The sequence below is a fragment of the Burkholderia sp. AU45274 genome (genome assembly GCF_030482505.1).
GTDB lineage: Bacteria > Pseudomonadota > Gammaproteobacteria > Burkholderiales > Burkholderiaceae > Burkholderia.
The window spans coordinates 111808-131578 of record NZ_JAUJQE010000014.1; the positions used below are offsets into that span (position 1 = coordinate 111808).

Here is a 19771-nt window from a genome sequence, read left to right on the forward strand (position 1 = left end):
CACGCCCCGACACCGCGAAATTGCTGCTCCACGCGACGGGGCTGCCCGCGAGGTGTTCCGAAGCAAACCGCGGCCCGGCGCGTTCGCGCATCCACGGCCCCCTCGCCCACCTGTCCCGCCCCGCGGCTCAAGCGCCCGCTTTCACCGGCCGGCCATGCCAGCGCAGGACCAGATAACGCCCGGCGAAACACAGCACGCCCGACACACCGATCGTCACGCCCATCGCGAACGGCGTGCCGTCCGCGAGTGCGCCGATCGCGACGCTCGCGAGCGCGCCGAGCGCCAGTTGCATCGCGCCGAACACGGCCGCCGACGCGCCCGCGTTGTGCGGATAGCGATGCATGAGGTCGGTCGTGCAGTTCGCGGACAGGATCCCGACCACGCCGACGACGAAGAACAGGCACACGACGATCGACCACAGCCCGCCCCACCCCGTCAGCGCGACGAGCGCGACCGCGAGCGACGCGACGCAGCTCACGAGCGACGCGGCCGCGATGATGCGCAGCGAGCCGAGGCGGCCGACGAGCCGCGTGTTCGTGAAGTTGCCGATCATGATGCCGACGACGTTCAGGCCGAACAGCAGCCCGTAGTGCTGCGGCGACACGTGGAAATACTCGATGTACACGAACGGCGTGGCGGTGATGTACGAGAACATCGACGCGAACGCCATCCCGCCGCACAGCATGTGCCCCCAGGCAACGGGATCGGACAGGATGCGCCCGTACGACGCAAACGACGCGAGCACGGCCGCGCTCTTGCGCCGCTCCTTCGGCCAGGTTTCGGGCACGCGCAGGTACGCGGTCGCCGCGCACACCGCGCCGAACACGGCCAGCACGACGAACACGCCGCGCCAGCCGGAGAAGCGCAGGATCTGCCCGCCGATCAGCGGCGCGAGCAGCGGCCCGACCGCGGTGACGATCGCCACCATCGACAGCACCTTCGCCGCGTCGGTCGGCTCGTGCGCGTCGCGCGCGATCGCACGCGACAGCACCGACGCCGCGCCGGCGCCGAGCGCCTGCAGGAAGCGCACGAGGATCAGCATGTCGATCGACGTCGACACGAAGCAGCCGATGCTGGCGAGCGTGAACAGCGCGATGCCGCCGAGCAGCACGGGGCGGCGGCCCCACGTGTCGGACAGCGGGCCGTACAGCAGCATGCCGACCGAGAAGCCGGCCATGAAGCTCGTCAGCGTGCGCTGCGCGGCGCCGGGGCTGACGGAGAAGCCGGCGGCGATCGACGGCAGGCTCGGCAGGTACATGTCGGTAGCGATCGGCCCGCAAGCGGCGAGCGCGCCGAGCAACAGGATCAGCCGGGCATCGGGCCGGCGTCGGATGACGTGAGACATGGGTATCCGGAATGGAGCCCGCGCGCATCGGGGCGCGCGTGGCGGTGAAGACGGGAGGCCGCGCCGCGAACGGCGCGCCCAGGCCCATGATTGTACGCGCAACTTTTTTGCGTGCTGGCGGCCGCGTGCGCGGCTGGCGGGAATACACCGGCGCGACGCCCGCCGCGCGGGATCGAGCACCGGGATTCGATTAAGCTTGCAGCGTCCCACCCCTCTTGTCTGACCAATTCGACTCACGACCGAACCGATGACCGCTTTCCTGCTGATCTGGAGCCCCAAGAAATGGCCGTGGCCCGACCTGCCCGACGTCGCCGCGCGCGTGAAGGCCGGCGAGGCCGTGCATGACGTGTGGGGCTGCGGCTTCGCGCGCGGCATCCTGCCGGGCGACCGCGTGTTCCTGCATCGCGTCGCGAAGGAGCCCAAAGGCGTGTTCGGCTCCGGCTACGTGACGCGCGCGCCATACGAGGTGCCCGATCCGTCGACGAAGCGCGGCTACCGGCTGTGCATCGACTTCGTATACGACTGGCTGGTCGACGCGCACCAGGACGTCGTGATCGCGCGCGACGCGCTGCGCGTCCATCCGTATTCGGTGCAGACCTGGGATGCCCAGAGCTCCGGCACGGTGATCAAGCCGATGGTCGAAGGCCCGCTCGAGAAGCGCTGGGCCGAGCTGACCGGCAAGCGCAAGCCGCCGCCGTTGCCGGATCGATAACGGGGCCGAATCGCCCGCTCGTCCTTCCCGGCCCGCGCGATCCCTCGCGCGCCGATACGCCGCAGACCGTGCCGCGGGCCCGCCGCGCGCGTCTCCGGTACAATCAGACGATCGTTCCGCCCAGGCGCCGCGGCCCGTGCACAGGCCCCCGCGCCCTTCTCTCGCAGGTTTCGCTCATGTCCAACAATCAGATCCTCTTCGAACGCGCCCAGAAGACCATTCCCGGCGGCGTCAACTCGCCGGTGCGCGCCTTCCGTTCGGTCGGCGGCACGCCGCGCTTCGTCGCGCGCGCACAAGGCCCGTATTTCTGGGATGCCGACGGCAAGCAGTACATCGACTACATCGGCTCGTGGGGCCCGATGATCGTCGGTCACGTCCATCCGGAAGTGCTGTCGGCCGTGCAGAACGTGCTCGCCGACGGCTTCTCGTTCGGCGCGCCGACCGAAGCCGAGATCGAGATCGCCGAGGAAATCTGCAAGCTCGTGCCGTCGATCGAGCAGGTGCGGATGGTGTCGAGCGGCACCGAGGCCACGATGAGCGCGCTGCGTCTCGCGCGCGGCTTCACGGGCCGCAGCCGCATCGTCAAGTTCGAGGGCTGCTACCACGGCCACGCGGACAGCCTGCTGGTCAAGGCCGGCTCGGGCCTACTGACGTTCGGCAACCCGACGTCGGCCGGCGTGCCCGCCGACATCGCGAAGCACACGACCGTTCTCGAATACAACAACGTCGCCGCGCTCGAAGAAGCGTTCGGCGCGTTCGGCGACGAGATCGCCGCCGTGATCGTCGAACCGGTCGCGGGCAACATGAACCTCGTGCGCGGCACGCCCGAATTCCTGAACGCGCTGCGCGCACTGTGCACGAAGCACGGCGCCGTGCTGATCTTCGACGAGGTGATGTGCGGGTTCCGCGTCGCGCTCGGCGGCGCGCAGGCTTACTACGGGATCACGGCCGACCTCACCTGCCTCGGCAAGGTGATCGGCGGCGGGATGCCGGCTGCCGCGTTCGGCGGCCGCCGCGACATCATGGCCCACCTCGCGCCGCTCGGCGGCGTCTATCAGGCGGGCACGCTGTCGGGCAACCCGATCGCGGTCGCCGCGGGCCTGAAGACGCTGCAGCTGATCCAGGCGCCTGGCTTCTACGACGCGCTCACCGCGCAGACCAAGCGCCTCGCCGACGGCCTCGCGGCCGAAGCGCGTGCGGCCGGCGTGCCGTTCGCGGCCGACTCGATCGGTGCGATGTTCGGCCTCTACTTCGCCGAACGCGTGCCGACCAGCTTCGCCGAAGTGACGAAGAGCGACACCGAGCGCTTCAACCGCTTCTTCCACCTGATGCTCGACGAAGGCGTGTACTTCGCGCCGTCCGCGTACGAGGCCGGATTCGTGTCGAGCACGCACGACGACGCGGTGATCGACGCGACGCTCGCGGCCGCGCGCCGCGCATTCGCGGCACTCGCTGCCTGACCCGGGGCCGCGCGCATGTTCTCGGATATCGATTTCGCCCACATGCAGCGCGCGCTCGCGCTCGCCGCGCGCGGCATGTATACGACGGCGCCGAACCCGCGTGTCGGCTGCGTGATCGTCAAGGACGGCGACGTGATCGGCGAAGGCTTCACGCAGCCGGCCGGCCAGGATCACGCGGAAGTGCAGGCGCTGAAAGATGCACGCGCACGCGGCTACGACGTCGCCGGTTCGACCATCTACGTCACGCTCGAGCCGTGCAGCCACTTCGGCCGCACGCCGCCGTGCGCGAACGCGCTGATTGAAGCGCGCGTCGCGAAGGTCGTCGCCGCGATGGAAGACCCGAACCCGCAGGTGTCGGGGCGCGGCCTCGGCATGCTGCGCGACGCGGGCATCGACGTGCGCTGCGGGCTGCTCGCGCACGAAGCCGGCGAACTGAACGTCGGCTTCGTGTCGCGGATGACGCGCGGCCGCCCGTGGGTGCGGATGAAGACCGCCGCGTCGCTCGACGGCCGCACCGCGCTGCCGTCCGGCGAAAGCCAGTGGATCACCGGCGAGGCCGCGCGCCTCGACGGCCACGCATGGCGTGCGCGCGCCTGCGCGATCCTCACCGGCATCGGCACCGTGCGTGAAGACAACCCGCTGCTGACCGTGCGCGGCATCGACACGCCGCGCCAGCCGCAGCGCATCCTGGTGGACAGCCGCCTCGACCTGCCGCTCGACGCGCGGCTGCTCGAAGGCGCGCCGCTGCTGATCTTCTGCGGCCGGCTCGACGCCGCCGGCGAAGTGCGCGCGAACGTGCTGAAGTCCCGTGGCGCGGAAATCGTGCCGATCGCGAATGCGCACGGCAAGGTCGACCTGCCCGCGATGCTGGCGGCGCTCGGCGCGCGCGGCGTCAACGAGCTGCACGTCGAGGCCGGTCACAAGCTCAATGGCTCGCTGCTGCGCGAGCAGTGCGTCGACGAATTGCTCGTCTACCTCGCGCCGAGCCTGCTGGGCGCCGATGCGGCCGGCATGTTCGACCTCGCCGCGCCGGCGAACCTCGACGCGCGTACGCGACTGTCGTTCCACGGGTTCGAGCGGGTCGGCGACGACCTGCGGATCCTCGCGCGCTTCGCGCCGCCCGACGCCGCGCACTGAACGGGATCGTCACGATGTTTGCCGGCGTTGTCGCGGCAAGATCAATCTCGAAGTCGACATGATCGCGCGGTATGTGGAGCGGATGCTCTCGTCTTCGCAAGGCGTGCGTCAGGACTGATCGTCAGCCACGGACGGGCGATTCGGCCCGTCGTGGCCGGGGCGCCGCCCTCGCGCCACCTCGTTCGGTCGGCCGCCCGTCGAACCCGCCGCGCGATGCATGTTGCCCATCGCGTCGGGACGACGCGGATTGCTCCCGCCCCATTTCGCGCCGCGCCGCCGTCGCCGGTCGAAGCCACGACGCGTGCGCTCGACGCTCGCCCACCTGCCCCGACAACTGGCCGAATGGCCAACGACGCGCACGGGTCATGCCGCCGCGCTAAGATGCGTCGACAGCGGTTCCGGCGCCGCAACGCACGGTGCGGCCGCGTATTGGTCACCCTCTTCCTCAAGGAGTCGTCCCCATGTCCATTTCGATGTATCAGGCCTCGGTGCCTGTCCTGATTCGTGGCCTGACCAATCTTCAGCACATTCTCGGCAAGGCGCAGGCGCATGCGGCCGAAAAGCAGATCGATCCGTCGGTGTTCGTCGGCGCCCGCCTGTACCCGGACATGCTGCCGCTCGTCCGCCAGGTCTACATCGCGACCGACACGGCCAAGGGCTGCGCCGCGCGCCTCGCCGATGTCGAAATCCCGAGCTACCCGGACGTCGAGCAGAGCTTCGACGAACTGCACGCCCGCATCCAGAAGACGATCGACTACCTGAAAAGCTTCGACGCCGCGCAGATCGACGGCAGCGAGGCGCGCCAGATCGTGCTGAAGATGCGCGTCGGCCCGATCGAGTTCACCGGCCAGTCGTACCTGCTGAACTTCGTGCTGCCCAACTTCTTCTTCCACGTGACGACCGCGTACGACATCCTGCGCCACAGCGGCGTCGAGCTCGGCAAGCTCGACTACCTGGGCGGGCGCGACCAGCACGCGTGACGCGCGGCCGGGCAAAGCCCGCCACCGTCCGCACGCGCATGCAGCCAATGCGCTGCGGCCCCACCAGGCCTGCCGCGCAGGCCGGCCGCAGCGCTTTCCGGAGCGCTCGCCGGTCGCGCGCGGTCCACGCCAGCCGAAACGTCGTCCGGCTGGCGTAAAATACGCACTTTCCTCTTTCACGCCCCCTTATGACGCTCGCCTCCACGCTCGACATCATCGCCGAGCTGAAAGCCGGCCGGATGGTGATCCTGGTCGACGAAGAAGACCGCGAAAACGAGGGCGACCTCGTGATCGCCGCCGAATTCGTCACGCCGGAAGCGATCAACTTCATGGCCAAGTACGGCCGCGGCCTGGTTTGTCTGACGTTGACGCAGGAACGCTGCAAGCAGCTGCACCTGCCGCTGATGACCTACCGCAACGGCACGCAGTACGGCACCGCGTTCACGGTCAGCATCGAAGCGGCCGAAGGCGTGACGACCGGCATCTCGGCCGCCGACCGTGCGCACACGATCGCCACGGCGGTCGCGCATGACGTGCGCCCCGAGCACATCGTGCAGCCGGGCCACGTGTTCCCGATCATGGCGCAGCCGGGCGGCGTGCTCGTGCGCGCGGGCCACACCGAGGCCGGTTGCGACTTCACCGCGCTGGCGGGCCTCACGCCGGCCGCGGTGATCTGCGAGATCATCAAGGACGACGGCACGATGGCGCGCCTGCCCGACCTGATCGAGTTCGCGCAGGAACACAACCTGAAGATCGGCACGATCGCCGACCTGATCCAGTACCGCAGCCGCACCGAATCGATCATCGAGCGGATCGCCGAGCGCACGATGCAGACCGCGCACGGCACGTTCCGCGCGGTGCTGTACCGCGACCAGCCGAGCGGCTCGCCGCACATCGCGCTGGTGCGCGGCACGCCGTCGCCGGACGTCGATACGCCGGTGCGCGTGCACGAGCCGCTGTCGGTGCTCGACCTGCTCGAGACGGGCGTGTCGACGCACTCGTGGACGCTCGACGCCGCGATGCGCGAGATCGCGGAGCGCGACCTCGGCGTGATCGTGCTGCTCAACTGCGGCGACACGAAGGAACACCTGATCGACGTCTTCAAGGCGTTCGACGAGGAAGAAAAGGCCGCTGTGCTCAAGCGCCGGCCGGTTGATTTCAAGACGTTCGGCATCGGCGCGCAGATCCTGCGCGATGTCGGGGTCAGCAAGATGCAGGTGCTGTCGAATCCGCGCAAGCTGGGCAGCATGTCCGGCTACGGCCTGGAAGTCACGGGCTTCATTCCGATGCCCGGCGGCGAAGCCAAGTCCTGCCCGGCGTCCCACGCGTAACCCGCCACGGCGCTTTCGCCCTATAACCGTTCATCCACACCACGGACAAGATCATGGAAATCGGACAATACCAACCGAATCTCGAAGGCGACGGCCTGCGTATCGGCATCGTGCAATCGCGCTTCAACGAGCCCGTGTGCAACGGCCTCGCCGACGCGTGCGTCGAGGAACTGGAACGCCTCGGCGTCACCGGTGAAGACGTGCTGCTCGTGTCGGTGCCCGGCGCGCTGGAAATCCCGCTCGCGCTGCAGAAGCTCGCGGAAAGCGGCCAGTTCGACGCGCTGATCGCGCTCGGCGCGGTGATCCGCGGCGAGACCTACCACTTCGAACTCGTGTCGAACGAGAGCGGCGCGGGCATCACCCGCATCGGCCTCGACTTCAACCTGCCGATCGCGAACGCGGTCCTGACGACCGAAAACGACGAGCAGGCCGTCGCGCGCATGACCGAAAAGGGTCGTGACGCCGCACGCGTCGCCGTCGAGATGGCCAACCTGACGATGGCCCTCGACCAGCTCGGCGATGACGACGAGGACGAAGAAGAGGAAGACGACGAAGAGGAGCGCGCATGAAGAAGAGCGCCCGCCGACAATCGCGCGAGCTGGCGACGCAGGGGCTGTACCAGTGGCTGCTGTCGAACGCGTCCTCCGGTGAGATCGACGCGCAACTGCGCGGCGCGCTCGGTTACGACAAGGCCGACAAGGAGCTGCTCGACGCGATCCTGCACGGCGTGATCCGCGAGCACGCCACGCTCGTCGAAGCGCTGACGCCGTCGCTCGATCGCCCGATCGAGCAGCTGTCGCCGGTCGAACGCGCCGTGCTGCTGATCGCCACGTTCGAGCTCACGCACCACGTCGAAACGCCGTACCGCGTGATCATCAACGAAGCTGTCGAACTCGCGAAGACGTTCGGCGGCTCCGACGGCTACAAGTACGTGAACGGCGTGCTCGACAAGCTCGCCGCGAAGCTGCGCCCCGCCGAAACGCAGGCGCGCCGCAACGGCTGAACCCGTTGATCCGGAACGGGCGCGCATGCGCCCGTTTTTTCTTTTGCCCCGCCTCCCTCGCCCTGCCCGCCCGATGAATACCGCCACCGATTCGCTCGTCAGACTCGCCGCACGCGTCGACGCGATCCAGCCCTTCTACGTGATGGAACTGATGAAGGAGGCACAGCGTCTCGAGTCCTCCGGGCGCGATGTTATCCACATGGGCATCGGCGAGCCGGATTTCACTGCGCCGGAGCCGGTCGTCGAAGCGGCCGCGGCCGCGCTGCGCCGTGGCGTCACCCAATATACGAGCGCGCTCGGCATCGCACCGCTGCGCGAGGCGATCGCCGCGCACTACGCACGCGCCTACGGCCTCACGATCAGTCCGGAACGGATCGTCGTGACGGCCGGCGCGTCGGCCGCGCTGCTGCTCGCGTGCCTCGCGCTCGTCGGGCGTGACGACGAGGTGCTGATGCCCGACCCGTCGTATCCGTGCAACCGGCACTTCGTCGCCGCGGCCGAAGGCCGCGCGGTGCTCGTGCCGAGCGGCCCGGATGCGCGCTTCCAGCTAACCGAGGACGACGTCCGCACACGCTGGGGCGACCGCACGCGCGGCGTGCTGCTCGCGTCGCCGTCGAACCCGACCGGCACGTCGCTCGAACCCGACGAACTGAAGCGGATCGTCGAAGCCGTGCGCGCACGCGGTGGCTTCACGATCGTCGACGAGATCTACCAGGGGCTCAGCTACGACGCGGCGCCCGTGTCGGCACTGTCGTTCGGCGACGACGTCGTCACCGTGAACAGCTTCTCCAAGTATTTCAGCATGACGGGCTGGCGGCTCGGCTGGCTGGTGGTGCCGCCCGCGCTAGTCGGCACGTTCGAGAAGCTGGCGCAGAACCTGTTCATCTGCCCGTCCGCGCTCGCGCAGCACGCGGCGCTCGCGTGCTTCGAGCCGGCCGCGCTCGACATCTACGAAGCCCGCCGGCTCGAATTCAAGCGCCGTCGCGATTTCATCGCACCGGCGCTCGAACGGCTCGGCTTCACGGTGCCCGTGATGCCGGACGGCGCGTTCTACGTGTATGCGCACTGCGGCGGCGTCGCCCACCCGGCAGCCGGCGACAGCGCCGCGCTCACGACGGCGATGCTGCACGATGCAGGCGTCGTGCTGGTGCCCGGCATGGACTTCGGTGTCCATGCGCCGCGTGACTATATCCGCCTGTCCTATGCGACGGCCTACTCGCGGCTCGAGGAAGCGGTCGACCGGCTCGCGACGCTGTTCGGGCAGCACTGACACGCGACCGGTGCGGCGGCCATTCCGCACCCCGCAAAAGCAAAAAGGCACCCGATCCGGGTGCCTTTTTCATATCCTGCCGGCTGGAGCCGTGCGTGAGTTACGCGCCAAGCTCCGAACGATCGCCGTGCGGCTGCTTCGCGGTATCGACGCTCGCGTCGTCCTGCGACGTGGCTTCCTTCGATGCCGTCGACTTCGCGGACGTTTCGAGCGTCGCATGCACGCGCTTCGCGCCGCCTGCGGCTGCCGTCACGGCGGCGGCCGTGACGATCGGCTTCGCCGGCGCCTGCGGCGCATTGACCGGCACGCTACGACCCCGCGCGACGTCACGCAGGCGACCGCGCTCGGCCATCACCTTCGAACCGTAGCCGTTGTCGTCCGGGTTCGTCGAGCCGTTGTACAGGCGCAGCCCGTTCGCAAGCGAGCCGCCACGTGCGATGCAATCCTTCAGCACGAGCGCGCCGACCTGGAGGTTCGCGAGCGGCTGCAGTGCGGTATCGGTGCCGCCGAAATACTCGAACTTGTCGGAATGGACCTTCGACATGACCTGCATCAGGCCCTTCGCACCGACGCCGCTCTCGGCGTACGGGTTGAAGCCCGATTCGATCGCCATCACGGACAGCAGCAGCAGCGGATCGAGGCCGACGTCACGGCCGGTCTGGAACGCAGCCTTGACGAGCTGGCCGAGCGGCTCCTGTGCGACGCGGTAACGGCGCGACAGGTAGGTCGCGACGAGCGCCTGTTCGCGATTCGATGCGAGCGCACGGTCGTCACGCGCATCGGCCGCCACGCGCTGGGTCGGGATCAGCTTCGCCAGCGCGACGGGCGACGGGCCGTTGCGGGCCGGGTCGGACGCGTCGCCCTGCGCGGCGGCGGCTTCCGGTGCGACGTCGAGGCCGACCGCAAGCGCGTCCGTTTCGGGACTGTTCTCTTCCTGCTGCGGCTGCGCGCCGGCGGGCGCGAAGTTCGGCAGCGGATGGCCGGTCAGCAGACGGGCCGGGCCGGCTTGCACGGCCGCGGATACGACCGGCATCAGCTTCGCGGCCAGCGTGCCGCGGACGGTTGGCAGCAGCCACAGTGCAAGCGCCACTGCGACAGCGAGACAGCCGACAACGCTGAATAGATGGTGACTGACACGCGTCCCGCGACGCAGCATGCTGCGCACGAATTGCGCATGCTGCTCACTAGGACGCCACGATAACCAAGCGTTCATTCAGATCATCTCCCATGAACATGACTCGTGCGGCTCGCTCAGCTCGATGGCGAGACAGGTAACGCGCCGCGGAATCACGACGCCGCACGCTTTGGTTGGGGCGTGCAAGCATCGGGGAAACGGTATAAGTACCGTTCGAGGCCACGGTGTAAGAGGGCCGGCACCTTCGCACACTGGGCGAGGCGGGCATACGCGGTGGCACCCACGCAAAAAACCAGCGTCTGGTGGCGCTGGCTGAGACTACGACTAAGGCCGTCGGATACGCCGTGCAGGATTCGGCGGACGGTGACGCGCTGCGTCAAAGATCGGTGATTGGCGGCTCGAAGCCTTTTACCCTGCAGCCAATGTGAGCGGATTCTAGCAGGGTTTTATAGATCGTCAACACTATAAAACCTTGAAATTATAACAAAAAGTAATTTAATGGCACTCTTCAGAACGCAATCCCCGTGCCGTAGGGGGTTTGCGCGCGGTCGACTTTTTTCTCCGCCGGGCGGCCATGCGGCCGCGCGGGTAAAATCGTCGGTCGATTCGGGGTCGCAGCCGGCCGCTGCGCCCACCCATCGCTGCCCGCCTGGCGGGTGGCCCGGACCATCTTCATGAAATACAAAGACTTACGCGATTTCATCCAGCGCCTCGAGGCGCTCGGCGAACTGCGGCGCGTCACGCAGCCCGTGTCGCCCGTGCTCGAAATGACCGAGCTGTGCGACCGCGTGCTGCGCGCCGGCGGCCCTGCGCTGCTGTTCAACGCGCCGACCGGCTACGACTTCCCGGTGCTCGGCAACCTGTTCGGCACGCCGCGCCGCGTCGCGCTCGGGATGGGCGTGGATGCGGGCGACGACGCCGCGCTCGATTCGCTGCGCGATCTCGGGCGCCTGCTGTCCGCATTGAAGGAACCCGATCCGCCGAAGAGCCTGAAGGACGCCGGCAAGCTGCTGTCGCTCGCGAAGGCCGTGTGGGACATGGCGCCGAAATCGGTGTCGTCGCCGCCGTGCCAGGAGATCGTCTGGGAAGGCGCCGACGTCGACCTGAACCGGCTGCCGATCCAGACCTGCTGGCCCGGCGATGCGGGGCCGCTCGTCACGTGGGGGCTGACGGTCACGCGCGGGCCGAACAAGTCGCGGCAGAATCTCGGGATTTACCGTCAGCAGCTGATCGGCCGCAACAAGCTGATCATGCGCTGGCTCGCGCATCGCGGCGGCGCGCTCGACTTCCGCGAATTCGCGCTGCAGAACCCCGGCAAGCCGTACCCGGTCGCGGTCGTGCTCGGCGCCGATCCGGCCACGACGCTCGGCGCGGTGACGCCCGTGCCCGACTCGCTGTCCGAGTACCAGTTCGCCGGCCTGCTGCGCGGCAGCCGCACGGAGCTCGCGAAGTGCCTGACGCCCGGCGTCGACACGCTGCAGGTGCCCGCACGCGCGGAGATCGTGCTCGAGGGCTTCATTTATCCGCAGGAAGGCAGCCCTGCCCCGGCTCCGGCCGGCGCACCGCCGCGCCCGGCCGGCAATGCGTCCGCCAAGTACGAGCACGCGCTCGAAGGCCCGTACGGCGACCACACCGGCTATTACAACGAGCAGGAGTGGTTTCCGGTGTTCACCGTCGAGCGCATCACGATGCGCCGCGACGCGATCTACCACTCGACCTACACGGGCAAGCCGCCTGACGAGCCGGCCGTGCTCGGCGTCGCGCTCAACGAGGTGTTCGTGCCGCTGCTGCAGAAGCAGTTCACCGAGATCACCGACTTCTACCTGCCGCCCGAAGGCTGCAGCTACCGGATGGCGATCGTCCAGATGAAGAAGAGCTACGCGGGCCACGCGAAGCGCGTGATGTTCGGCGTGTGGAGCTTCCTGCGGCAGTTCATGTATACGAAGTTCATCGTGGTCGTCGACGAAGACGTGAACATCCGCGACTGGAAGGAAGTGATCTGGGCGATCACGACGCGTGTCGACCCCGTGCGCGACACCGTGATGGTCGACAGCACGCCGATCGACTATCTCGATTTCGCGTCGCCGGTGGCCGGCCTCGGTTCGAAGATGGGCCTCGACGCGACCAACAAGTGGCCCGGCGAGACCAGCCGCGAATGGGGTCGCCCGATCGAGATGGATGCGGCCGTGAAGGCGCGCGTCGACCGGCTCTGGCAGGAGATCGGCCTCTGATGCCACGCGGCCGGCGCCTGCCGGCCCGTGGACTGCCATCGCGACACGCACATCGAAGATGACCTTTCCGCCCGCCTCCATGCTGTCCGACGGCTTCTTTCTGTCGCTGTCGCTGTGCCTCGACATCGGCCTCGTCAATGTCGCGATGCTGTCGCTGACGCTGTCGCACGGCTTCCGGCCGGGCTTCTGGCTCGGCATCGGCTCGTGCGTCGGCGATCTCGTCTATGCGGCACTCGCGCTTGGCGGGATGGCCGTGCTGCTGCAGTTCGAGCCGGTGCGCTGGATCGTGTGGATCGGCGGCGGCGCCGTGCTGCTGTTCCTCACGTGGAAGATGGCGCGTGAAGCGCTCACGCCGGCGAAGACGGCCGGCGACGATGCCGAGGACACGCCGCCGCCGCGCGCCAGCGCACGGCGCAGCTTCCTGCGCGGGATGCTGCTCGCGATGTCGTCGCCAAGCGCGATCCTGTGGTTCGCGGCGGTCGGCGGCGCGCTGATCGCGAAAGCCGGCGCGACCACGCCGGCCACCGCGTCGGTGTTCCTGTCGGGCTTTTTCCTCGGCGGCCTGGCGTGGACGCTCTTCATGTGCACGCTCGCAAGCCAGGGCCGCAAGCGCGCGGGCGCCGGGCTGATGCGCGCGTGTCATGTCGCGTCGGCGCTGCTGTTCGCGTATTTCTCGTACAGCGTGATCGTCGGCGGGTACCGGGACCTGATCGTGCACGCGGTGTAATCGAAGTCGGCCTCACCGAGGTCTGGCGGTGGGTCCAAAGAAAAAACGGCGCAGCGCCCCTTGCGGGACGTTGCGCCGTTTTGCCACGCGCGGCCAGGCCGCGCGGCACGAATCAGCGACGCCAGCCGTGATGGCCCCAGCCGCCGTAACCGTGACGCCAGTACGGGCGACCGTAGTAGCCACCATAGCCGCCGACGACCACGGCGGGCGGCGGCGCGTAGTAGGCCGGCGCCGGTGCGTAATAGACGGGCGGAGGCGGCGGCGCGTAGTACACGGGCGGCGGCGGTGCATAGACGGGATACGCGGGCGCGACCGGGATACCGATGCCGACCCCGATCGACACGTGAGCCTGCGCAGCGCTTGCGGCACCCAGGCCCAGCGCGGCGGCGGCGATGAACGGAATGAGCTTTTTCACTTCGATTCTCCTGCTGGAGCGGTATTTTATGCGCCCCTGTCGGCAACGGCGGGCGTGCACGTCGCATGGAAGCAATGTAGCGAAAACCCGCTCCTCGCGTACCGTGCATTTGTTGCAAATTGCAATCGCACGTGGCCGGAGCCGCCGCGCGGCGTGGCTCGCAGCGCCTGCGGCGCCCCTTGCCGGTCGCGCGACTCCGTCCGACGAATCGGGTCGCAACATCATGACCGGTCAGTCTTACCGGATACGGCGCGCGCAGCGGGCACGCAACCGTAATGAACGATTACAAATTTGAGACAAGATGCCGACATTTCAAGCCGGATACGGGGGCGATATGTTTCGGGGTCGGATTCTCCGATCATGAATCGACCGCGGTGCCGGGCGGTGAAACTCGCGCCGAGATAGCGCCGCATACCGATAAGCCAAGTCACGTCCCGGGCAGAAGCCCCCCTTTCACGGCCCCGCGGTCATTCCTGCGATACTGGCGGTTGCTTCGTTTTCGCTTACATCCGCCGCCATGTCCGTTCCCGACACACCCCGCCTCGGCTTTATCGGCGCCGGCCGTCTCGCGCGCTGCGTCTCGCAACGCTTCGCGCGGGCCGGCTTTCCGGTCGTCGCGATCGCGAGCCGCACGCCCGCGTCGGCCGCGGCGCTCGCCGCGCGCATCGACGGCTGCCAGGCGGTCGACACGCCGCAGCAGGTTGCCGACGCCGCCGACCTGATCTTCCTGACCGTGCCCGACGACCATCTCGCGTCGGCCGCCGCCGCGCTGCGCTTCGACACGTCGCGCGCCGCGCAGCAAGCCGTCGTTCACTGCAGCGGCGCGTCGGCGGTCGCCCTGCTCGATCCGGCGAAGCGGCAAGGCGCGGCCACCGGCGGCTTCCATCCGCTCTACCTGTTCGGCGGCACCGACGCCGACCTCGCCCGCATCGACGGCTGCTCGGTCACGATCGAAGCCGACGGCGCGTTGCACGCGACGCTGCTGCGACTTGCTGCCGCACTCGGCTGCCATCCGCTGTCGATTCCGGCCGGCGGCCGGATGCTCTATCACGCAGCCGCGCACTACGCGGCGAGCTTCGCGCTGTGCGGGCTGGCGGAAGCGGTCGAGCTGTGGCGCGGCCTCGGTTTCGACGAGGACGCCGCGCTGCGCGCACTGCTGCCGATGCTGGCCGGCACGATCGAGACCGCCCGCGACAAGGGGCTCGCGAACGCGCTCTCCGGCCCGGTGTCGCGCGGCGACACGGGCATCGTCGAACGCCAGTTGGCACTGCTTGAAACGCGCGGCGGCGATCACGCGACGCTGTACGCGCTGCTGACACGCCGCGCGATCGCGCTCGCGGCACAGCGCGCCACGCCGCCGGCATCGCTGCCGGCGCTCGCCGAAACCGTCGAAACGTCGCTCGCGCGCACCGCCGCACACCCCTCCCCGTCGCAAGACGAGGCGTGATAATGTGTCGGCCGATGCGCCGCCATCCGGCGTTGGCGGCCGCACGCTACTGACTAAAAAGGATGCCAACGATGTTCGGCGAGATCGCCCGTTTTCTGCTCAATACCGTCTTCACGCTGTTCGGCGCCGCGCTGATCCTGCGCGTCTGGATGCAGGCCGTCCGCGTGCCACCGTACAACCCCGTCACGCAGGCCGTGCTGCAGGCGACCAACTGGCTCGTGCTGCCGCTGCGCCGCGTGATCGCGGGCGTGCGCGGCATCGACTGGGCCAGCGTCGTCGCCGCGCTGCTCACCGCGCTCGTCTACGTCGTGCTGATGGTCGTGATGGCCGGCTTCGATCCGGCCGCGGTGATCGCGACGCTCGTCGTGGTCGCGCTGCTCACCGTCGTGAAGTGGGCGCTCAATCTCGTGATCTGGATGACGATCCTGATGGCGCTGCTGTCGTGGCTCAACCCGCGCTCGCCGGCGATGCCGATCCTCTACCAGCTGACCGCGCCGTTCCTGAACCCGCTGCGCCGCATCATCCCGAACCTCGGCGGCATCGACCTGTCGCCGATCCTGCTGTTCGTGATCGTGCAGGTGCTGCTGATGGTCGTCACGCGCGCCGCCGTGTCGCTGACGATGTTCGGCATCTGACGCCAACGTCGCACCCTACGCCGCCGGCCCCTGCGCCGGCGGTCCGCCGAGCGTGTCGATCACGCCGAAGCGCGCCGGCATCATCGCGTAGCACACGCGCACCTTCTCGTGCGACAGCCGCTCGAGCAAGCGCTGCGCCTCGTCCTCGGTGACGATGAATTCGATCTCGATCGCGAGCGACCCCTGCAGTTCGAAGAAGCGGTCCTCGTGCAGCACGCGATGCTGGCCGAACCCCGCCATCGCGCGAAACGCGGAACCGCCCGCGACGCCCATCCGGTTCGCTTCCTCCAGAAGCCATTCCCACAGCGGCTTCCAGTGCAGCCGGTGCTTCTCGTGCACATAGAAGCGCAGGAAGACCTTGTCCATCGCACCCTCCGATGGCGGCGCGCTCAGGCCGCCGCGAGCCACGCGCGCGCGGTCCACATGCCGAGCGCCGTCAGCGCGAACGATCCAGTCAAGTGTAGGGCAGCCACCGCAAACGCCCATCCGAATTCGCCCTGCACCGCATGCGTCATCACTTCGACCGAATAGGTCGAGAACGTCGTGAGGCCGCCGAGAAAGCCCGTGATCACGAACAGCCGCCACTCGGGCGGCAGCCCGACGCGGGTCGTGAACACGACGGCGGCAATACCGATCACATAGCCGCCGATCAGGTTCGCGGCGAGCGTGCCGAGCGGCACGGCGGGAAAGAATTCGTTGAGCGCGAGACTCAGGAACCAGCGCAGCAACGCGCCGAGCCCGGCGCCGACGAAGATCGCGACGATCGAATAGAACAAGGGCGCTCCCGGTCGAAGATGCGGCTGGAGTCAGCCGCCGGCCCCCGGTTGCCCGGGGCGAGGTCCGCTCCCGGACGCCGATCGCGCGTGCGCGGGCGGCACACGCTGAACTGTATGCGGATTCGCCGCGCACCTGCAACGGCGACCGCCTGCGGGATGCCGGCCCGTTCGGCCCGTTCGGGGCGTTCGGGTCGTGAGCGCGCCCGCAGGCTCACGCGCGTTGCCAGGCTGCGTCGAGCACGCTCAGCGTCGCCAGCGCACCGCCCTTCAGGCCGATCACGTCCGCCCGGCGCGCATGCGCTTCGCGTGCGTTGATGCGGATCACGTCGGCACCGAGCCGTTCGCTCAGCAGACGCACGGTCGGGATCGCGGTGCCCGCGCCGATCTCGACTACGGCGACGCGCCCGGCCCGCGCGAGCCAGTCTTCCAGCGCACGCTCCTGCGCGTCGTAGCGCGCCCCGAGCCAGCCGGCGTCACCGAACATCAGGATGTTCGGTCGCGCAAGGCCGCCGCAATGCGGACAACGCGGCATGTCGCCGACGAGGCGGCAGGTGGCTTCGTCGACGTCCGGCACGAACGGCGCCGCCTCCCATGTGTCGTCCGAACAGGGGCGCAGGCACTGCATCGCGTGGATCGAACCGTGGATCTCGACGATCCGCGCCGGATCGAAGCCGGCTTTCTGGAACTGGCCGTCGACGTTGCTCGTCAGCACGAAGCCGCCGTTCGGCATCGCGTCGATCCAGCGGCGCAGGATCGCGAAGCCCGCATGCGGCTCCGTCGCGCGGTAAAGCGCCAGACGGTGCCCGTAGAAGCCCCACGCGAGCGGCGCGCGTGCCCGGAATGCATGCGGCGAGGCGATCTCGTGGAATTCGAAACGCTCGTGGCGCAGCGCCGGATACGCACGCCAGAAGCCGTCCGTGCCGCGAAAATCGGGCAGCCCGGAATCGACGCCGATACCGGCGCCGGCCGTCACGAGCAAGGCGTCGGCGCGCGCGAGCGCGGCGACGGCGGCAGCGACGAGATCGGCGGGCAGTTGCGCGGCAGCAGCGGTGGCGTCAGCGGAATCGGAAAGCGGCATGATGGGACGGAGGTAGCGTCGGGCGGTGCGCGGGTGGCGTCGCGATCATACGCCGGTTCGCGCGCGGCGCGGCATGCGCAATGCAAAGGCTTGACCCGGTGCTCGCCCGGCTCAGAGTGATGCAGTCAGCCGGCCGATACCGAGGGCGGCCGGCGGCGCTCCGGCTGGCCGCCTCCCCGCCTGATCAGCTGTCCGGATCGTCCTGCGCGACCGGAATGTCGTCGGCCGCGAAATAGACCGGCTTGCCGAGCTGTCTTGCAAGACCGACGTCCGTGTCCGCCCCGCGCGACGCGCCGTCGATGCGCAGCACCACATCGCAGCGGCGCAGCAGCCGGTGCGCGGCCGGATACAGGAACGTCTCGCTGATCGCGTCGCCGACCTGTCGCGACCCGGCCGCAACGGCGAGCGGCAGCGAAACCCATTCGCCGATCATCGGCACGTGTCCGCGGCGATACACGGCAAGCGCCGCCGCCTCCAGCCGGTGCAGGTTCGCGGCGATGCGAGCGGGGTCGCCGTCCGTGCCGCTGCGATAGGGGCCGGCGACCAGCACGAGCAGCGGCGTCATGCCGTGCGCGCGCCGGCGGTTTCCCGCAGCGCGACGTACTGGAGCAGCATGATCGTCTTCGCATCGACGATCTCGCCGCGCTCGATCGCGTCGAGCGCGGCCTGCAGCGGCATCTCGACGACCTCGAGATCCTCGCCCTCTTCCGCGACGCCGCCGCCGTCGCCGGTGCGCAGCGACGCATCGTATTCGCCGACGAAGAAATGCAGCTTCTCCGTCACCGAGCCGGGGCTCATGAATGCCTCGAACACCTTGCGCACGCCGCGCACGCGATAGCCGGTCTCCTCTTCGGCCTCCGCGCGGATGCGCGCTTCGGGCGTCGCGTCGTCGAGCAGGCCGGCAGCAGCCTCGAGCAGCATGCCGTCGTGCCCGCTGACGAACGCCGGCATCCGGAACTGCCGCGTCAGCAGCACGTCGCCCGTCCCGGCATTGCGCAGCAGGATGGTCGCGCCATGGCCGCGATCGTACGTCTCGCGGCTCAGGCGCTGCCACGTTCCGTCGCGGCGCAGGAAATCGAACGTCACCTTCTTCAGCACATACCAGTCATCGGACAGCACCGTCGTCTCGACGATGCGGACACGGTCTCGCGTTGCAGCCATCCCAGCCTCCGGTTCGACAAAAGACGGCGCCCATGGTAGCGTGCATATTCGTGCAACTTCAAGAAAATTCGTGCAACCACGATGCTGACGACACAACGCAAGAAAGCGATCCTCGACGCACTCGCGCGCGACGGCCAGGTGCTGGCAGTCGAACTGAGCGCGCAATTCGGCGTGTCCGAAGATACTGTCCGCCGCGACCTGCGTGAGCTCTCGGCCGAAGGCCTGCTGCAGCGCGTGCATGGCGGTGCGCTGCCGGCGTCGCCCGCCGTTGCGCCGTTCGCGCAGCGCGAGGCGCTCGAGACGGCGGAGAAGCGGCGCATCGCGCGGCGGGCCGCGGAGATGATCGCACCCGGCCAGGTGGCGATCGTCGACGGCGGCACGACCTCGGCGCTGCTCGTCAGCCAGTTGCCGGCCGATCTGCGCGCGACGATCGTCACGCACAGCCCGAGTGTCGCGGTGGCGCTCGCCGCGCATCCGTCGATCGACGTGATCCTGATCGGCGGGCGGCTCTACAAGCATTCGATCGTGGCCGTCGGCGCGGCGGCGATGGAGGGCATTGCGCGCATTCATGCGGACCTGTATTTCATGGGCGTCACGGGCGTGCATCCGGTCGCGGGGCTCAGCACCGGCGATTTCGAGGAAGCGGCGATCAAGCGCGCGCTCGCCGAACGCGCGGCCGAGACGGTCGTGCTCGCGTCGCAGTCGAAGCTGCGCGCGGCGTCGCAGTTCGTGATCGGCGAGCTCACGCTGGCGCATACCGTCGTGGTCGAAAAGGAAACCGACGCCGCGCTGACGAAGCCGATCGAGGCGGCCGGGGTGACGGTCGTGCGCGCGTAGCGGCGAAGGGTTGCGTTCACGCGAATGCGCGGGATGCGCTGATGCGTTGATGCTTGATGTTTGATGTACTGATGTGCTGGGCCGATGGATG

General features: G+C 68.8%; 21 protein-coding genes and 1 pseudogene. 14 read left to right on the plus strand and 8 right to left on the minus strand.

Translation table 11 applies throughout. From position 1 onward, the window contains the following. Nucleotides 1–127: 127 nt before the first annotated feature. Nucleotides 128–1345: a Bcr/CflA family multidrug efflux MFS transporter gene (locus QZM35_RS33575; protein ID WP_089424720.1), complete on the minus strand. Its 1218-nt coding sequence runs from the start codon at nucleotides 1343–1345 to the stop codon at nucleotides 128–130. A 247-nt stretch (nucleotides 1346–1592) separates the two neighbouring features. Between QZM35_RS33575 and QZM35_RS33580 the strand changes: the two genes are divergently transcribed. The 9 genes and pseudogenes from QZM35_RS33580 (at nucleotide 1593) to QZM35_RS33620 (ending at nucleotide 9238) form a co-directional block, all read left to right on the plus strand. Further along, nucleotides 1593–2057 (plus strand): hypothetical protein, encoded by a 465-nt coding sequence (locus tag QZM35_RS33580; protein ID WP_301777562.1) that lies wholly within the window; start codon nucleotides 1593–1595, stop codon nucleotides 2055–2057. Between the two features lie 176 nt (nucleotides 2058–2233). Continuing rightward, complete coding sequence (gene hemL / locus QZM35_RS33585; RefSeq protein WP_014897811.1) at nucleotides 2234–3517, plus strand: glutamate-1-semialdehyde 2,1-aminomutase; 1284 nt, start codon at nucleotides 2234–2236, stop codon at nucleotides 3515–3517. A gap of 15 nt (nucleotides 3518–3532) precedes the next feature. Further along, nucleotides 3533–4654 (plus strand): bifunctional diaminohydroxyphosphoribosylaminopyrimidine deaminase/5-amino-6-(5-phosphoribosylamino)uracil reductase RibD, encoded by a 1122-nt coding sequence (ribD, locus tag QZM35_RS33590; protein WP_301777563.1) that lies wholly within the window; start codon nucleotides 3533–3535, stop codon nucleotides 4652–4654. Nucleotides 4655–4691: 37 nt separating this feature from the next. Further along, a pseudogene (locus tag QZM35_RS33595) lies at nucleotides 4692–4772 on the plus strand (riboflavin synthase); the annotation flags it as partial. Between the two features lie 343 nt (nucleotides 4773–5115). Continuing rightward, a complete protein-coding gene (locus QZM35_RS33600; RefSeq protein ID WP_301777564.1) occupies nucleotides 5116–5634 on the plus strand; it encodes a DUF1993 family protein in 519 nt (172 codons plus the stop codon). Nucleotides 5635–5822: 188 nt separating this feature from the next. After that, nucleotides 5823–6965 carry a bifunctional 3,4-dihydroxy-2-butanone-4-phosphate synthase/GTP cyclohydrolase II gene (gene ribBA / locus QZM35_RS33605; RefSeq protein WP_089424716.1) on the plus strand — a complete coding sequence of 381 codons (1143 nt, stop codon included), beginning with the start codon at nucleotides 5823–5825 and terminating at the stop codon, nucleotides 6963–6965. Nucleotides 6966–7018: 53 nt separating this feature from the next. After that, nucleotides 7019–7534 carry a 6,7-dimethyl-8-ribityllumazine synthase gene (gene ribH / locus QZM35_RS33610; protein WP_039371042.1) on the plus strand — a complete coding sequence of 172 codons (516 nt, stop codon included), beginning with the start codon at nucleotides 7019–7021 and terminating at the stop codon, nucleotides 7532–7534. Then, complete coding sequence (nusB, locus tag QZM35_RS33615; RefSeq protein ID WP_089430732.1) at nucleotides 7531–7968, plus strand: transcription antitermination factor NusB; 438 nt, start codon at nucleotides 7531–7533, stop codon at nucleotides 7966–7968. The genes ribH and nusB overlap by 4 nt, the downstream gene beginning before the upstream one ends. A 73-nt stretch (nucleotides 7969–8041) precedes the next feature. Next, nucleotides 8042–9238, plus strand: a complete 1197-nt coding sequence (locus QZM35_RS33620; protein WP_039371039.1) for a pyridoxal phosphate-dependent aminotransferase — start codon at nucleotides 8042–8044, stop codon at nucleotides 9236–9238. Nucleotides 9239–9338: 100 nt separating this feature from the next. On the opposite strand, the gene QZM35_RS33625 is transcribed toward QZM35_RS33620, so the two are convergent. Continuing rightward, complete coding sequence (locus tag QZM35_RS33625) at nucleotides 9339–10451, minus strand: transglycosylase SLT domain-containing protein (RefSeq protein WP_089424715.1); 1113 nt, start codon at nucleotides 10449–10451, stop codon at nucleotides 9339–9341. A gap of 596 nt (nucleotides 10452–11047) precedes the next feature. On the opposite strand from QZM35_RS33625, the gene QZM35_RS33630 reads away from it, so the two are divergent. Together QZM35_RS33630 and QZM35_RS33635 are read left to right on the plus strand one after the other, a co-directional pair. Further along, a complete protein-coding gene (locus QZM35_RS33630) occupies nucleotides 11048–12604 on the plus strand; it encodes a UbiD family decarboxylase (RefSeq protein WP_089472310.1) in 1557 nt (518 codons plus the stop codon). 58 nt (nucleotides 12605–12662) lie between these two features. Continuing rightward, nucleotides 12663–13331, plus strand: a complete 669-nt coding sequence (locus QZM35_RS33635) for a LysE family translocator (protein ID WP_089430730.1) — start codon at nucleotides 12663–12665, stop codon at nucleotides 13329–13331. 112 nt (nucleotides 13332–13443) lie between these two features. On the opposite strand, the gene QZM35_RS33640 is transcribed toward QZM35_RS33635, so the two are convergent. Beyond that, complete coding sequence (locus QZM35_RS33640) at nucleotides 13444–13746, minus strand: hypothetical protein (RefSeq protein WP_021157078.1); 303 nt, start codon at nucleotides 13744–13746, stop codon at nucleotides 13444–13446. Nucleotides 13747–14263: 517 nt separating this feature from the next. On the opposite strand from QZM35_RS33640, the gene QZM35_RS33645 reads away from it, so the two are divergent. Beyond that, nucleotides 14264–15193 (plus strand): Rossmann-like and DUF2520 domain-containing protein, encoded by a 930-nt coding sequence (locus QZM35_RS33645; protein ID WP_089424711.1) that lies wholly within the window; start codon nucleotides 14264–14266, stop codon nucleotides 15191–15193. Between the two features lie 71 nt (nucleotides 15194–15264). Then, on the plus strand, nucleotides 15265–15828 hold the full coding sequence (locus QZM35_RS33650) for a YggT family protein (protein WP_089425861.1): 564 nt from the start codon (nucleotides 15265–15267) through the stop codon (nucleotides 15826–15828). Nucleotides 15829–15843: 15 nt separating this feature from the next. On the opposite strand, the gene QZM35_RS33655 is transcribed toward QZM35_RS33650, so the two are convergent. The 5 genes from QZM35_RS33655 to QZM35_RS33675 form a co-directional block, all read right to left on the minus strand. Beyond that, nucleotides 15844–16194, minus strand: a complete 351-nt coding sequence (locus tag QZM35_RS33655; RefSeq protein ID WP_089431365.1) for a DUF190 domain-containing protein — start codon at nucleotides 16192–16194, stop codon at nucleotides 15844–15846. A 23-nt stretch (nucleotides 16195–16217) separates the two neighbouring features. Continuing rightward, complete coding sequence (crcB, locus tag QZM35_RS33660) at nucleotides 16218–16604, minus strand: fluoride efflux transporter CrcB (protein WP_011351225.1); 387 nt, start codon at nucleotides 16602–16604, stop codon at nucleotides 16218–16220. A gap of 211 nt (nucleotides 16605–16815) precedes the next feature. Beyond that, nucleotides 16816–17682, minus strand: a complete 867-nt coding sequence (locus QZM35_RS33665) for a Sir2 family NAD-dependent protein deacetylase (RefSeq protein WP_301777565.1) — start codon at nucleotides 17680–17682, stop codon at nucleotides 16816–16818. A 184-nt stretch (nucleotides 17683–17866) separates the two neighbouring features. Further along, the gene (locus QZM35_RS33670) at nucleotides 17867–18247 is read right to left on the minus strand and encodes a DUF4406 domain-containing protein (protein ID WP_089424709.1); all 381 of its coding nucleotides are present in this window, start codon (nucleotides 18245–18247) and stop codon (nucleotides 17867–17869) included. Further along, nucleotides 18244–18843, minus strand: a complete 600-nt coding sequence (locus QZM35_RS33675) for an NUDIX domain-containing protein (RefSeq protein ID WP_089424708.1) — start codon at nucleotides 18841–18843, stop codon at nucleotides 18244–18246. Before QZM35_RS33675 ends, QZM35_RS33670 begins: the two co-directional genes overlap by 4 nt. 81 nt (nucleotides 18844–18924) lie before the next feature. On the opposite strand from QZM35_RS33675, the gene QZM35_RS33680 reads away from it, so the two are divergent. Continuing rightward, entirely contained in the window at nucleotides 18925–19680 is a 756-nt protein-coding gene (locus QZM35_RS33680) for a DeoR/GlpR family DNA-binding transcription regulator (RefSeq protein WP_174973466.1), read from the plus strand. Nucleotides 19681–19771: the final 91 nt, after the last annotated feature.